The organism is Marivita sp. (assembly GCF_965656765.1).
Classification (GTDB): Bacteria; Pseudomonadota; Alphaproteobacteria; order Rhodobacterales; family Rhodobacteraceae; genus Marivita.
This window is the reverse complement of the sequence record NZ_CBFHLV010000015.1, coordinates 31317-45522: the sequence shown is the minus strand read 5'-3', so window position 1 is coordinate 45522 and position 14206 is coordinate 31317. Positions and strand designations below refer to the sequence as shown.

At 57.8% G+C, this 14206-nt stretch carries 15 protein-coding genes; 5 read left to right on the top strand and 10 right to left on the bottom strand.

The features are described 5' to 3' along the window. Positions 1-49 precede the first annotated feature (49 nt). Both ACTG4M_RS06620 and ACTG4M_RS06615 read left to right on the top strand, forming a co-directional pair. Entirely contained in the window at positions 50-982 is a 933-nt protein-coding gene (locus tag ACTG4M_RS06620) for a VOC family protein (protein ID WP_439122858.1), read from the top strand. Beyond that, positions 975-1571, top strand: a complete 597-nt coding sequence (locus ACTG4M_RS06615; protein WP_439122857.1) for an alpha/beta hydrolase — start codon at positions 975-977, stop codon at positions 1569-1571. Before ACTG4M_RS06620 ends, ACTG4M_RS06615 begins: the two co-directional genes overlap by 8 nt. A 33-nt stretch (positions 1572-1604) precedes the next feature. Here the strand turns inward: ACTG4M_RS06615 and ACTG4M_RS06610 are convergent, their stop codons facing one another. The 3 genes from ACTG4M_RS06610 to ACTG4M_RS06600 all read right to left on the bottom strand — a co-directional run bounded on the left by ACTG4M_RS06610 (position 1605) and on the right by ACTG4M_RS06600 (position 2859). Further along, positions 1605-1766 carry a YdcH family protein gene (locus tag ACTG4M_RS06610; RefSeq protein ID WP_439122856.1) on the bottom strand — a complete coding sequence of 54 codons (162 nt, stop codon included), beginning with the start codon at positions 1764-1766 and terminating at the stop codon, positions 1605-1607. An 87-nt stretch (positions 1767-1853) separates the two neighbouring features. Then, positions 1854-2654, bottom strand: coding sequence for a tRNA1(Val) (adenine(37)-N6)-methyltransferase (locus ACTG4M_RS06605; RefSeq protein ID WP_439122855.1), 801 nt, complete (start codon positions 2652-2654; stop codon positions 1854-1856). Then, a complete protein-coding gene (locus tag ACTG4M_RS06600; protein ID WP_439122854.1) occupies positions 2644-2859 on the bottom strand; it encodes a putative signal transducing protein in 216 nt (71 codons plus the stop codon). The genes ACTG4M_RS06605 and ACTG4M_RS06600 overlap by 11 nt, the downstream gene beginning before the upstream one ends. Positions 2860-2915: 56 nt before the next feature. Between ACTG4M_RS06600 and ACTG4M_RS06595 the strand changes: the two genes are divergently transcribed. Beyond that, positions 2916-3914, top strand: a complete 999-nt coding sequence (locus ACTG4M_RS06595; protein WP_439122853.1) for a polyprenyl synthetase family protein — start codon at positions 2916-2918, stop codon at positions 3912-3914. Here the strand turns inward: ACTG4M_RS06595 and ACTG4M_RS06590 are convergent. The 3 genes from ACTG4M_RS06590 to ACTG4M_RS06580 form a co-directional block, all read right to left on the bottom strand. Beyond that, positions 3907-4809, bottom strand: coding sequence for a 4-(cytidine 5'-diphospho)-2-C-methyl-D-erythritol kinase (locus ACTG4M_RS06590; protein WP_439122852.1), 903 nt, complete (start codon positions 4807-4809; stop codon positions 3907-3909). The genes ACTG4M_RS06595 and ACTG4M_RS06590 overlap by 8 nt on opposite strands. After that, positions 4796-6520: a tetratricopeptide repeat protein gene (locus ACTG4M_RS06585; protein WP_439122851.1), complete on the bottom strand. Its 1725-nt coding sequence runs from the start codon at positions 6518-6520 to the stop codon at positions 4796-4798. Before ACTG4M_RS06585 ends, ACTG4M_RS06590 begins: the two co-directional genes overlap by 14 nt. A 100-nt stretch (positions 6521-6620) precedes the next feature. After that, on the bottom strand, positions 6621-8270 hold the full coding sequence (locus ACTG4M_RS06580; protein WP_439122850.1) for a 4Fe-4S dicluster domain-containing protein: 1650 nt from the start codon (positions 8268-8270) through the stop codon (positions 6621-6623). Between the two features lie 276 nt (positions 8271-8546). Between ACTG4M_RS06580 and greA the strand changes: the two genes are divergently transcribed. Together greA and ACTG4M_RS06570 are read left to right on the top strand one after the other, a co-directional pair. After that, complete coding sequence (greA, locus tag ACTG4M_RS06575; protein ID WP_439122849.1) at positions 8547-9017, top strand: transcription elongation factor GreA; 471 nt, start codon at positions 8547-8549, stop codon at positions 9015-9017. A 17-nt stretch (positions 9018-9034) separates the two neighbouring features. Continuing rightward, positions 9035-10042 (top strand): hypothetical protein, encoded by a 1008-nt coding sequence (locus tag ACTG4M_RS06570; protein WP_439122848.1) that lies wholly within the window; start codon positions 9035-9037, stop codon positions 10040-10042. Positions 10043-10096: 54 nt separating this feature from the next. On the opposite strand, the gene ACTG4M_RS06565 is transcribed toward ACTG4M_RS06570, so the two are convergent. Genes ACTG4M_RS06565 through ACTG4M_RS06550 form a run of 4 tightly spaced genes read right to left on the bottom strand, consistent with a single transcriptional unit; the run spans position 10097 to position 14206 of the window. Further along, complete coding sequence (locus ACTG4M_RS06565; protein ID WP_439122847.1) at positions 10097-12214, bottom strand: molybdopterin-binding protein; 2118 nt, start codon at positions 12212-12214, stop codon at positions 10097-10099. Further along, positions 12211-12702 (bottom strand): molybdopterin-guanine dinucleotide biosynthesis protein B, encoded by a 492-nt coding sequence (gene mobB / locus ACTG4M_RS06560; protein WP_439122846.1) that lies wholly within the window; start codon positions 12700-12702, stop codon positions 12211-12213. The genes ACTG4M_RS06565 and mobB overlap by 4 nt, the downstream gene beginning before the upstream one ends. After that, a complete protein-coding gene (mobA, locus tag ACTG4M_RS06555) occupies positions 12699-13331 on the bottom strand; it encodes a molybdenum cofactor guanylyltransferase MobA (RefSeq protein ID WP_439122845.1) in 633 nt (210 codons plus the stop codon). The genes mobB and mobA overlap by 4 nt, the downstream gene beginning before the upstream one ends. Further along, positions 13328-14206 (bottom strand): formate dehydrogenase accessory sulfurtransferase FdhD, encoded by an 879-nt coding sequence (locus ACTG4M_RS06550; protein WP_439122844.1) that lies wholly within the window; start codon positions 14204-14206, stop codon positions 13328-13330. Before ACTG4M_RS06550 ends, mobA begins: the two co-directional genes overlap by 4 nt.

Here is a 14206-nt window from a genome sequence, read left to right as displayed (position 1 = left end):
AGTTACATTCCCAAAGCGGTCGAGACCGCATCATTTTGGGAGTTCTGAGATGCTAAACCAGATAAACGGACTGCACCACGTCACCTCAATCGCCAGTGGGGCGCAATCAAACAACGCGTTCTTTACCAAGACCCTCGGACTGCGCCGTATCAAGAAAACTGTAAATTTCGACGCGCCCGAAGTGTATCATCTTTATTATGGTGACGAAGTCGGCACGCCCGGCACTGTAATGACCTATTTCCCGTTTCCAAACGCCCGCCGCGGCAACCCCGGGACGGGTGAGGTCGGGATCACCGGCTTTGCCGTTCCCAAGGGGAGCCTGCCTTATTGGCAAGACCGCCTTGCCACCTTTGATGTTAAACACATCAAGTCAGAGACCACGTTCGGCGAAAACCGTTTGCGCTTTGACGGGCCGGATGGCGATGGCTTTGTACTCGTGGAAACGGACGACGATTCCCGCGATCCGTGGACAAACAATGGCGTTCCTGCCGAAGTCGCGATCCGGGGATTTCATAGCGCCGACATGCGGCTAAGCGATGCCGGGGCCAGCGCCGAATTGCTTCGGTTCATGGGGTACGAGGAACTGGACTGCCAAGACAACATCACGCGCTTCCACGTACCCAACGGCAACGAGGCGAACGTGATCGATATCAGTCAGGTTAACGCTCCCAGCGCGGATCAGGGCGCCGGGTCCGTTCACCACATCGCGTTTTCCGTCGACAACCGAGAGAAACAGCTAGAGGTACGCAAGGCGCTTATGGACACCGGTTACCAAGTCACTCCGGTGATTGACCGCGACTATTTCTACGCGATCTACTTCCGCACTCCGGGTGGCGTGCTGTTCGAAGTGGCTACCAATGAGCCCGGATTCGACCGCGACGAAGACACGGCCCACCTTGGCGAAGCGCTCAAGCTGCCAAACCAGCACGAACATTTACGCAGTGTTCTGGAGGAAAAGTATCTGGAGCCGATCGTTGACTGACTACATCCACGCTGAAACCAAGGGCACGCCCGGCGCGCCTTTGGTGTTCACCTTTCACGGTACTGGTGGCGACGAGACCCAGTTCCATAGTCTGGCCGAACAGCTCTGGCCCGGCGCACATGTCGTGTCGCCACGTGGCGACGTATCCGAACATGGAATGGCGCGATATTTTCGCCGCACCGGCGAGGGTGTTTACGACATGGATGATCTTTCCGAACGGCGTACCGCGATGGCTGAGTTCATAAGGTCAAAGATCAACGTGACCGGTGCAAACCGCGTAATCGCGCTCGGCTATTCCAACGGCGCAAATATCGCCGCCGCCGTCGCATTCGAAGATCCAAGTCTATTTACCGATGTGATCGCCATGCACCCGTTGATCCCTTGGACACCAGAACCAAATCCGGGATTGTCGACAACCCGTTGGTTGATCACTGCGGGGGAACGCGACCCAATCTGTCCGGCCCCATTGACGCAATCATTGTTATCTTATCTGCGCGCCCAAAACGCGGATGTCGCCGAACATTGGCATACTGGCGGGCACGAATTGGTTCAATCCGAACTGCAGGCGATTCAAGACTTCCAGACATGAAAAAGCCCGGGAAGTGACCCGGGCCAATACCATTTACGAGAGGCGCTCGATTTCTTCTTTTATTCGCAGTTTCTGCTTTTTGAGCGACGCGATTGCCAGGTCATCTGTTCCTGGAGCGCGTTGGGCCTGTTCGACCTCTTCAGACAGGTGTTGGTGCTTCCGCTTCAGTTCCTGAAGGTGTGAAGTCAAGCTCATGAAGTCCTCCTGTGACTGACTAGATCTTCAGTCCATCACAGTTTTACAAATCTGTCACGCTGCATGCGCACTATAAGTGAATTCTGGCTAACCATGCTGGGTTTGTCGGCGAAATTGATCCGGAAATGGCAACGACTGTGGCGTGCGTAAAACCTTTGTCACGACGTCTGTATACGAATCACCGTCTCTTTCGTGGCTTTCGCCGCGATGCAGCACAAGTGGAGGGTGCGACACAAACGCCGCCCTCCGCTCTTTTCGGCCTCGCAAGAGAACCAACCGCGCCGCGCGGTGGGTTCGCGGATGAATAGGCCAAAGCTCAAGCGCGCCAAGGCTGGTGACAAATGCGCTCATCAATTCGGGCAACCGGTCGGCCCGTTGGATGAAGGTCGCAACGCCTCCCGGCTTCAACCTCTTTGACGCCACACTGACCCATTTCGCCAAGGGCAACGCCCCTGACCGTGATACAGCGCGATCCTCAAGGCGGGGGGCCACCGCGCGAAAATCTTCGAAATAGGGCGGATTGGCGATCACATGATCAAAGCGCTCCGATTTCACTGCAGCTGGCAAATTCGACAGATCAGCACAATACACCGTCCCGATCAGGCCATTGTCATCCAAGTTGCGCTGCGCCAGATCGGCATAGGCAGGTTGCATTTCGACGCCTTTACAAGACAGACCTACAACCCGTGCCCCCAGACAGGCGAGTGCGGCACCGCCCCCACATCCAAGCTCAAGCACCGCTTCCTCCGACTTGGCCGGGATCGATGCAGCTAGCAGAACCGGGTCTAAGCCCGCGCGGTAGCCATCTTTGGGTTGCCAAAGGCGCACCGCACCGCCCAAAAAATCATCATGGGTCAGATCGTCCCGCGAAAACGGTTCAGTCCTCAAACTTGACACCGTATTCACGCAGAACACGTCTCGCATCATCAAGCTCATCGCTGCGCACCATCAGGCGGCGCGGTAGAATACCGATAGACCCTTCGAGGACGCTCATGTTTACGTCCAATTCAAAGCTGTCTATACCCTCGTCCTCAAGCACGGCTCGGGCGAGCGGTATCAGTGTAATGTCATTGGTGCGCAAAAGCTCTTCCATGACCATGATGTAGGAACACCCGGCCCGCTTTGTCGAGCCTTCCTGAAGGAAGTGTGATGATGTTGGATACACCAAGTCAAAAACCGCATGATCGGCTGGCAGAAATTCTGTCGGATGACATGGCCGAGGTGAACACGCTGATCCGCACGCGGATGGCGTCGGAACATGCACCGCGCATTCCCGAAGTAACGGCGCACCTGGTCGAGGCTGGCGGCAAACGGTTGCGCCCGATGCTGACGCTCGCAGCAGCGCGGATGTGCGGCTACGAGGGCGACAACCACGTCAAACTGGCGGCAACGGTCGAATTTATCCACACTGCGACACTGCTCCATGACGATGTGGTGGACGAAAGCGAAAAGCGGCGCGGACGGCCTACCGCGAACCTGCTGTGGGACAATAAATCCAGCGTTCTGGTCGGCGATTACCTGTTTGCACGTTCGTTCCAGTTGATGACGGAAACCAACAACATCCGCGTGCTGAGCATCTTGTCCGACGCGGCAGCCACCATCGCCGAGGGCGAAGTGTTGCAAATGACCGCGGCGCAGGATCTGCGCACGACCGAGGACATCTATCTGCAAGTGGTTCGCGGTAAGACAGCGGCGCTGTTTTCGGCAGCAACCGAAGTGGGTGGCGTGATTGCCGAAATGGATGAGGCGCAAATCAAGGCGCTGTTCGACTATGGTGATGCATTGGGCATCGCGTTTCAGATCGTGGATGACCTTCTGGATTACTGGGGATCAGACGCGACAGGCAAAAATGTCGGGGACGATTTCCGCGAACGCAAGCTGACGCTGCCGGTGATTAAAGCCGTTGCGCTGGGTGACGACGAAGAACGTGATTTCTGGAAGCGCACCATCGAAAAAGGTCGTCAGGAAGACGGCGATCTGGAGCACGCGATTGCGCTTCTGAACAAGCATGGCACGCTTGAGGCGACGCGCTCCGAGGCCAACAACTGGATTGCCAAGGCGCGCGCCGCTCTTGCGACACTGCCCAAGCACCCGATCCGCGACATGCTCGACGATCTGGCCGACTACGTGGTCGCGCGAGTTAACTGACCTTTGGCAAGGCTGCGTCAAACTGATCACTCAGAACGCAGCCAGCAACCCACCAATCAGGGTGCGCGTGGTAAAGCCGCCGCGCAGATTTTTTTGCTGCTGCTTCGGTATCGAACAGTCCAAAACAGGTAGCCCCTGAACCCGACATGCGCGCCAGACCACACCCGTCTTGGGCGGCAAGGGCGCTGAGAACATCGCCAATGGCTGGCTGCACCTTTAGCGCCGACACCTCTAGATCATTGCGCATATCGCCAAGCCAATTGATCAGTGCAGCCGCATCTGTAAACGCGGGGATACTATCCGGCATCGGCGGATTGTTCTTGACTGCTAATGCCTTGAACACCGACGGCGTGGTCACCGGAACGCGCGGATTGACCAGCACCGCAAAAAGTGTCGGAAGCGGAACGACATCAAGCTGATCTCCGATGCCTTTGGCGCGCATAGGTTTGCAGGCAATGCACATGGGCACATCAGCCCCTAGGCGGGTCAGTTCTTCCATGTGCTGACCAAGCACCTCAAGCGGCGCAGCCGCCAAAGATTTAGTGCGGGCTTCGTCAAGGCAGACCATGCCACGCCATGCCGCGGCCGCATCAGCCGACCCACCACCGATTCCGGAGGCAGACGGCAAGTACTTTTCCAACCGCAACGCGACCCCATCTCGCTGAACCAATGCCGCAGCGCGCAGGGCGAGATTGTTCATATCCGCAGGAACCCCGGCCGCCTCGGGACCTTCAACTGTCAGGGACAACGCGTTGCCCGTCACAATCTCTAGCCGATCCCCTGCTGATGCAAAGGTGACCAGCGAATCAAGAACATGATAACCATCGGCCCTTTGGCCGGTGACATGCAGTGCCAGATTGATCTTGGCTGGCGCAAAGACGTTAACCGTCGTCATTCGCCACCTGCAACGGTGGTGCCCCTTCCTCGGCGAGCACCTGATCCAGACCCACATCCAGCTTGGCGCGAATACGGTCTGCATCCACCTCTTCGGCCGTCGATCCATAAACGATGAACGAGAGTGCCCGACGCCACTGGAACCGCGCTTCGGTCTTGCGGCCCACCGCCCAATACACATCACCGAGGTGGTCATTGACGATTGGGTCAACCGGCATCAACTCTGCCGCGCGTTCCATATGACCCACGGCCTCTTCATAGCGCCCGAGGCGGTAAAGCACCCAACCCAGCGAGTCGATGATATAGCCGCTTTCAGGCCGGGCCGCAGCAGCGCGTTCGATCATATCAAGCGCCTCGTCCAGCTTGATTTTCTTTTCAACCAGCGAATAGCCCAAGTAATTCAAAACCTGAGGCTGTTCCGGGTTTAGCTCCAGTGCGGCACGGAAATCGGCCTCTGCGTCGTCCCAGCGATCAAGACGCTCGTAACAAATGGCGCGGGCATAGTGCAGGAACCACTGGCTAACGGTTTCTTCCTCAAACAGAGCCAGTGCCGTGGTGTAGGCCTCAGCAGCCTCTTCATAGCGTTCAAGCTGGCGCATCGTGTCACCCAATGTCGAATGCACGATGGGCTGATCGCCATGGGTCTTGGACAGACGCTGCAGCACTTCCACAGCGGCATCCACTTTGTCGCTGTCACGCAACGCGGCGGCACGACCAAGTTCGGCAGCGTGATAGGCCGGATGATCCTGCGGCACCTCCGCATAGGCTTTGACCGCCAAATCGGATTGGCCCAATTCGTCCAACAGGCTGGCTGTCAGCAGAATCGAGTCAATATGATCGGGCCGGAGGTATTCCGCAATCCGCGTGTACAGCAGCGTAAATTCATCATTCGCTTCGTTCGCAAGCGCAGCAGCCAGGGTATAAAACACCTCTGCCAGACCATCACGCGACCCGCGGATATGGGTGAATGGCAACGCCTCGCCCGTTTCAAGCGCGGTGCGCATTTCGGCCAGACCGGGGTCAAGATCACCGCCGAACGCAGTTTCGATCAGGGTCAGCGCATCCTCTTTGCGATCAAGCTGGCTGAGCACTTCGACATGGGCCATCACTCCGCGACGGGTCAGTTGCATCCCACCTGTCCCCGCATCTTTGAGGATTTCAGCCGCACTTTCGAAATCACCCACCGACCCAAGCGCCAACGCCTTGTGATACATGGCAAAGTTTCGAAGCCCTTGCTGCTTGGCAAGTTCATCAAACTGCACCAGCGCCGCGGACATATCGCCCATGCCAAGCTGGGACCAAGCCACCAAAAGGCCATCCACCAAGGGGCCAACGCCGCGATCGTCATTCACCTGTGTAATCAGCGTTTCATAATCTTCGGCCTTGGCGTGCTGCGCCACAATCGCCATGTGCGCAACCTGGCTTCTGTGGCCGTCATTGACGAGCTTGTTCGCCAACGCCGCCGCGCGTTCAACGTCGCCCAGCGAAATCTCGGCCAAGGCAGCCCGTTCGAGGATCACAGGGTTTTCCGGATCGCCCATCACAGCACGGCCATAGTATCGCGCGGCAGCCTGAATATCGCCCGCGAAACTGGCCTGCCGCCCTGCAAGATAATCGCCCGAAAGGCTATTGGCGAAAGCGCCACCTGGCGTCATCAGGCAAAGCGCCAGCGCTGCCGATCCCAATAGCCGCTTCATGCTCGAATGCGCCATGTATCTCTCCTTGCAGAAGGCTAATTTTGAAAAGCGTAGCGCGCAGCCTGCACACACGCAACCAACGCAAAAGGCCGGGCGTTTGCCCGGCCTCATTGCTTTACATATTAGGGTAGTTCGGACCGTCCCCGCCCTGCGGCACCGTCCAGTTGATATTCTGGCTTGGGTCTTTGATATCGCAGGTTTTGCAGTGGACGCAGTTCTGGAAGTTGATGACGAATTTATCATCACCCTTTTCATCCTTCACAAATTCATAGACCCCTGCCGGGCAGTAGCGCGCTGACGGACCACCGTATTTCGGTAGGTTCACCGCAACGGGGATCGCTTCGTCCTTGAGCTTGAGATGGGCAGGCTGGCTTTCCTCGTGGTTGGTCGCTGCAAACGACACGTTGGTCAGACGATCAAAGGACAGCTTCCCGTCTGGCTTGGGATAATCGATCGGCGCAAACTTCGATGCCTTGCCCGTAGCCTCCGCATCGGATTTTCCGTGACCCAACGTGCCCAACGCGGAAAAGCCCAGCGTGTTGGTCCACATGTCGAAGCCGCCCACGGTCAGCGATGCCAAAAGACCGCGCTTAGACCAGAGCGGTTTGACATTGCGCACCTTCATCAAATCTTGACCGATTGCGCCTTCGCGCACGTCTGCTTCGTAATCGCTCAATTCATCCGCCGCGCGGCCGTCCTTGATAGCAGCGTAGGCCGCCTCGGCCGCCGCTTTGCCCGAGAGCATCGCGTTGTGATTGCCCTTGATGCGCGGCACGTTGACCATGCCGACCGAACAGCCCAACAGCGCCACACCCGGTGCCACCATCTTGGGCATGGACTGATACCCGCCTTCGGAAATTGCACGCGCGCCATAGGCCACGCGTTTGCCACCATCAAGCAGCTCTTTCACCATCGGATGATGCTTGAAACGCTGGAATTCCATGTACGGGTAAAGATGAGGATTTTCGTAGTTCAGGTGCACCACGAAACCGACATAGACCTGATTGTTATCCAAGTGATAGATGAACGATCCACCACCGGCATTCGACCCAAGCGGCCAGCCCATCGTGTGGGTTACAGACCCTTCCTTGTGCTTGGCCGGATCGATTTCCCAGATCTCTTTCATGCCAAGACCGTATTTCTGCGGCTCCTTGCCGTTGGACAGGTCGAATTTCTCGATCACCTCTTTCGACAGGCTGCCACGCACGCCTTCGCCAAGGAACACGTATTTGCCGTGCAATTCCATTCCCGGTTCATAACCCGGCCCAGGCGTGCCATCAGCATTTTTGCCGAATTCACCCGCGACCACACCTTTGACGCTGCCATCGTCGGCGTAAACCAGTTCTGAACAGGACATGCCAGGAAACACCTCGACACCCAGTTCTTCGGCTTGTTCGGCCATCCAGCGGCACACATTGCCCATCGATACGATGTAATTGCCGTGGTTGTTCATCAACGGTGGCATCGGCCAATTGGGAATGCGGATTTTGCCCACCTCACCCAGCATGTAGAAATTATCGTCTTTCACCGGCACGTTCAGCGGCGCGCCTTTTTCTTTCCAATCAGGGATCAGCGCATTCAGGCCACACGGATCAAGAACCGCACCCGAAAGGATATGCGCACCCACCTCAGAGCCCTTTTCAAGGACTACCACGTCCAGCTCTGAATCAAGCTGTTTCAAACGGATCGCGGCAGACAGACCAGCCGGGCCTGCGCCAACGATGACAACATCATATTCCATCGCTTCGCGCGTGTGTTCGCTCATGTTGGGCTCTTTCTTAGAAATTCACCTGTCGAAAACTTGACCGGTGACGTAACCCGCACACTGCGAGTGGTCAATTGCGACACCGCGTTACAGCCTGCATTCCAAGGGAAATGCTGCATTTTCATGCGCCACACCCCGCCCAGAACTGCCAAGCCCCCTTGCGTTTTCACGACGGGTCAGGTCACTGTTGCGCCAAGATAAGTGACATGTTTAGACCGCGCCGATGTGACACCGGTGCCAGAGTTCGCGCTCTGCCGACCAAGAGGGAAACGCCCCATGGAAAAGCTACCGATGACCCGCGCGGGCCACGCCGCGCTGGAAACCGAATTGAAAACGCTCAAATCCGAAGAGCGACCGTCCGTGATCCGCGCAATCGCCGAAGCGCGTGAACTGGGCGATCTCAAAGAAAACGCGGAATACCATTCTGCGCGTGAAAAACAGGGCTTTATCGAAGGCCGGATCAAGGAGCTCGAAGGCGTGCTAAGCCTTGTCGAAGTGATTGACCCTACGAAGCTGAATGGACCGATCAAGTTCGGCGCGACGGTCACACTCGTGGACGAAGACACCGACGAAGAAAAGACTTGGCAGATCGTCGGCGAACACGAAGCAAACATCGAAAAAGGCCTTTTGAACATCAAATCGCCAATCGCCCGCGCCCTGATCGGCAAAGAAGAGGGCGACAGCGTCGAGGTACGCACGCCTGGCGGCGAGAAATCCTACGAAGTGCTGAAAATCGAATATATTTGATGGGTCGGACCCCCGCCATGACACAGCAAAACGACCCAAGACCCAGCCCCACGTCGATCCAAGGCCGCCCTGGAGAGATCACGAAAGGGCTGAGCGGGATCGAACTGACCGCAGCGGCGCTGAGTGTGATTTGGCTGGTCATATCCGCAGCATTCTTTTTGTTTTCCGGAAATGATGGCGCGGATGGCCTTCGATTTCTGCTGACGCTGATGGTGATCTTCTTTCCTGTCGGGATGATCTGGGTCGCCGCTCTTGGCACGCGATCCTCGCGGATCATGCGGGAGGAAAGCGCGCGGCTGCAAACCGCCATTGATGCAATCCGCCATGCTTATATCACCCAAAATCAGGCCGGCGGCCGCGACCAGCAACCGCATCCGTCCATCGTGAAAAAGCTGGACGAGATTTCCGACGCCCAGAAAAAGGCTGAAACGACACTGGCTATGTTCACGTCGACCCGTGCTGCTCAAATCGCGGTTCATGCGGCTGCACCTGACCCAGAAACCGGCGACCAGCCCGTGCTGGCCCTTGGCACACCAGCCGAGGCACTGCAGCCGCCGCTATCGACTTCGGATTTCATTCGCGCGCTGCATTTTCCGGAAACCGCTGACGACCAGGAAGGATTTGCTGCCCTACGCCGCGCGTTGAAAGACCGCCCATCCGCGCAACTGGTTCAGGCGGCACAGGATGTGCTGACCCTTTTAAGCCAAGATGGCATTTACATGGACGACCTGCGCCCTGACATGGCTCGCCCCGAACTGTGGCGGCGCTTTGCCAAAGGGGAACGGGGGCGCACAATTGCAGCGTTGGGCGGCGTGCGTGATCGGTCGTCATTGGCTTTGGCTGCGGGACGGATGAAACAGGATCCGATCTTCCGCGATGCCGCACACCATTTCCTGCGTCTCTTTGACAAAGGCTTTGCCCGGTTCGAGGAAACCGCGACCGACTCTGAGATTTCGGAACTGGCAGGCACCCGGACTGCACGCGCGTTTATGTTGCTGGGCCGTGTGACTGGCACGTTTGATTAATGCGATACGTTTCCGTTTGCGGAAACAATGGATGCCTCGCCGCACCCAGACTGCTCAGGAAAACGATCCATACGGCAAGTATCGCACCATATCGCCGGGCTGCACGTGAACTTCACCATCTGGCAATTCGACCAGCCCCTCAGCCCAGCTCAAACCGCTGATGCGCCCGGACCCTTCGGATTTGAAGACTTCTGCCCGTCCATCCCGAATGCGCGCCCGCAAGTATTCGCGTCTTCCCGGCTTTTTCCGCTTCTCAAACGCAGCGGGCACCATGAAGGCCTGCGGTTCCACCCATCCCGCCCCGGACAGCGCTGCCATCGCTGGTCGCGCAAAGATCAACGTGCAAACCAGCGCCGCGACCGGATTGCCCGGCAGGCCAAACACAGGCGTGCCCTGCCACAGACCCAAGGCGAGCGGACGGCCCGGCTTCAACGCGATCCGCCATTCCTGCATCGCGCCGGTTTCCCGCAAAAGCGCTGAGACATGGTCTTCATCCCCGGCTGACGCGCCACCCGAGGTCAGGATCACATCCGCTTGATCGGCCGCTGCATCCAATGCTGTGCGCACGGCGTTTCGATCATCCGCAGCGCGACCCATATCGACAATATCAAACCCAAATCCCGCACACAGGCTCAATAACATCGGCCGGTTGGCGTCAAAAATCTGCCCTTCCGCCGCCTTCACACCGGGTTCAACGATCTCATCCCCAGTGGATAGAACGGCCACCCGCAGACGTTTGCAAACGTCCAGCGCGCCATAGCCAACAGCCGCAGACAGTGCCAGATCGGAAGGCGTCAGAACGCGTCCTGCAGACAACGCCACATCGCCAACCATCACATCCTCTCCGGCCCTCCGCGTGTTCGCACCACGTTTTAGAGGGCCATGAAATGCCACCTGCGCTTCGGTGGTGCGCACGTCTTCGTCGAGCACAACTGTATCCACACCATCGGGCAAATCGGCCCCTGTAAGAACCCGGATCGCATGACCATTGGGCACTGTTCCTACGAAAGGGGCACCCGCCGCCGCACGGCCATCGACCAGTGGCAAAACCTGTGGCCCATCGCCAATCGCCGCCCCGGAAAAGCCATAGCCATCGACAGCCGTGTTCGGATGCGGCGGGTTTGATCGCTTGGCAACAACATCCACCGCCAAGACCCGCCCAACCGCCTGCATGAGCGGCACAGAATCGACGTCAACAACGGGTCTCATCCTGTCTCGCAGTAATGCCAAAGCGTCATCTACTGGAGTCCAGTCCACCCCGGTTGGCAACGCAAAACAGTCGTTCCGTAGCGGCGGAGGTGCCATGCTTTGGGCGCCCTTGGCAGCGGTGTTCAACTTTGCTTCATGGCCCGTGCCCAGAATCCATGCCTCTTCGCTGGCAGCAGTGCCAGTGTCGCTAAGCATCGCCTCTAACCGCGCAGGGGGCAGGCCAGCCAAGGCTCGCGCAAGCAAACGCACCTGACGGGAATCTCGTATCTCTTCGTTGTCACCCTCCTTTACCGCGTCCTCGATGAGACCCGGCCAAACCTCGACCAGCACGGTCTGAGCATCAGACCATTGCTGAAAGGGCCATACTGCCACGCCATCACGCCGCCGCAAACGCGCGAGCATGGGCAGACCCATCAGAGCCTGACTTCCCACAGTTGGATTAAAGAAAAGTTGAAAACAGGAGGACGATGCTTTCGCCATCAAGTCGCATGCGCGTCGTTCGGCGCAGATATCGTAAGAAATACCCGCCTTGCGATACGGTACGTCCGGCCAGGCGTTTTCGGATGGTTTGCCCCAGAACGGTCCCGGTCCATCAAACAGGCGGTTGATTTCAGACGCCACATCAAAGCGGTTGTTTTCACCCGCCTCAGAGTCAGTGATCCGGCCTTCGAGCCAATCCCAGAACACCAGCGGATCATCCGATCCGGTGACATGGTTCACGAACCCCCGAGGATAGCCAAACGGAAAATCAAACCCTATCAAAACACTCCGACCTGCCTGCGCCTCGGCGTCCATAAACGCCGTCAGCCATGCCTCTGCGTCGACGCGGGACCGGCAATACACTGGCTCTTGTTCCTCGCCCGTGCGCGCAACGCCGATCCAAATGGCATCCTTGGAGGGAGCCGCCGGCTTGCGTTTTCCCGCTGACCAATCAACGATCGCAATCGTATCGAATCCGGTCAAAGCCCAACCTCTGACAGAATGAAATCGGCAATGGCCGTGGTGTCGTTCAGATCAAACACCGGACGGTCAAGGTTCATCGGCGCGTCACTGGCCACCGCGCGAATGGTCGGGTCGCCGGGGGCAATGAGATCGTTGCCAGTTTCCGCTCGATACGCTTCGACCTTGGGGTGACGGTCGCGTTTGTAGCCTTCGACCAGTACCAGGTCGACGGGCATAAGCTTGGACAACAAATCGTCCAAAGTTGGTTCATCCTCGGCGCGCAATTCGTGCATCAGCGCAAACCGGTTTCGCGATGCCAAAAGCACCTCGGTTGCACCTGCCACGCGGTGGCGGTGGCTGTCTTTACCGGGGTGATCAACGTCGAACGTGTGATGCGCATGTTTGACGGTCGACACCGTGAACCCGCGCCCGGTGATTTCTGTCACCAGCCGTTCCATAAGCCCCGTTTTGCCTGCGTTCTTCCAGCCCGTCACACCGTAAAGTTTCATGCCAGTGCCTCTGCAGTTTTCAGGTCGTCGGGGGTGTTCACGTTGAAAAACGGATCGCCATTGTTCGTGTCAAACACCGCCTCGCGCCCGTTGTGTTTTTCCGTCCAGATCACAACCTTTTTGATACCATCGTCAAGCGCCGCCCGAAGGTCGTCGCGCAGAGCTATCGGCCAAAGGCCAAAGGTTGGATGGCGGATCAGGCCCGAGCGGCTCATTGATTTGGTTTTCTCTTCGCCGCGCGGTGTCGCAGCAAGAACCAGCGGGTTGGTCATGCCTTGAGCCGTTGCTTGCAGCACATCCACCAGATCTTCGGGAAAGAACGGCGTATCGGCAGCGACTGTTACGATGCTGTCTGCCCCCTGCTCTGCGGCCCAGTCAAGGCCCGCCAAAACACCTGCCAAAGGCCCCGGAAACCCTGCTATGCTGTCGGCCAGCACCGGCAGTCCGAACCCATCGAACCGCGTTGTATCGCCGTTGGCATTGAGCGCTAATCCCGCCACTTGCGGCTGCAAACGGTCTATCACGCGCTGCAACAAGGTCTGGCCACCGATTGACAGCAACGCCTTGTCTCCTCCGCCCATACGCGTGGCCAATCCGCCAGCAAGGATGACACCCAGAGGTTTCATCATTCCGCGCTCTTCCTGCGGCTTTTCTTGGCTTCCTCGGGGACGCTATCGGGGTCCATATCACGCACTAACCGGTCCTCGCCCGAGAGACACACAAACCGCTTTCCGCGCATCCGACCGATGCAGGTCAGCCCAACCTGCCGCGCGATTTCAACGCCCCAAGCAGTGAAGCCCGACCGCGAGGCCAGAACCGGGATACCCATCAATGCCGTCTTGATCACCATTTCCGAGGTCAGTCGTCCGGTCGTGTAGAGAATTTTATCTTCTGGCCCGACGCCTTCCTGAAACATCCAACCGGCGATCTTGTCGACGGCGTTATGACGGCCAACGTCCTCCATGTAGACCAACGGCCGGTCCTGATGGCAAAGAACGGTGCCATGAATTGCTCCCGCCTCAAGGTACAAAGAGGGCGTCGTGTTGATCTTGTGCGCAAGCGCATAAAGCCAAGATGTCCGCAATTCGGTCGCGGGCAACACAACCTTGTCCACCCCTTCCATCATATCCCCAAACACGGTGCCCACCGCGCAACCGCTGGTACGGGTCTTTTTCTTGACCTTGTCTTCGTAGCTGGTTTGCCGTTCGGTGCGCACAACAACGACCTCAAGGTCGTCGTCATAGTCAACCTGCGTTACCACATCGTCGTCGCGCAACATGCCCTGATTGCGAAGGAATCCGACCGCCAGATATTCTGGGTAATCCCCAATCGTCATCGCCGTCACGATTTCCTGACTGTTGAGGAAAATCGTCAAAGGGCGTTCCTCGACCACGCTTATCTCGGTCTCAGCACCTGTATGATCGGTGCCCAACACCCGACGGGTCAGGCGCGCAGCACCCGGATCAGGAGCGATCAAATAGTCCGGCCCCGAGTCATCTGGCAT